We start from the raw sequence: 415 nt of genomic DNA, 5'->3' as shown, positions 1-415 counted from the left end.
AGAGGATGCTGTTGAGGGCCGAGTTGCTGTTGGTTCCGGTCGTCCCGAAGCTGGTGCCGTTGCCGCTGAAGACGGTACTGGTGTTGTTCTCGTCGGCGTCCAGGAGCTTGGCGATGCCGGCCCCGGCAGCCGTGAGTAGGCTCTGATTGCCCAGGTACTCCTTGGCATTGGATCGGCGATCACCGGCGATGCAGGGGATGCCGTAGGGGTCGCTGATCCAGCCGAGACCGCCCTGGATGGTTTTCTGGTCGGCGCTGGCGGTCTGGTTGTTGTTGCTCTGGTTGTCATTCACCTCCTCGGCCGGCGCCGGGAAGGTGCGCACGGTCCCGTCGTTGAACACGAACGTGAGGCTGCGGATCTGCCCACGCACGCAGGAGAGTGTCCAGTCGCCCGAGGCGGTCCCGCTGGCTACCGC

General features: G+C 65.1%; 1 pseudogene. It reads right to left on the bottom strand.

Annotation, left to right across the window (positions count from 1 at the left end):
* A pseudogene (locus D7V80_RS41235) lies at positions 1-415 on the bottom strand (TIGR03752 family integrating conjugative element protein); the annotation flags it as partial.

Source organism: Corallococcus sp. CA054B, from assembly GCF_003611625.1.
GTDB lineage: Bacteria > Myxococcota > Myxococcia > Myxococcales > Myxococcaceae > Corallococcus > Corallococcus coralloides.
The sequence above is the reverse complement of the archived record's forward strand: the minus strand, read 5'-3'. Positions and strand labels throughout refer to the sequence as shown.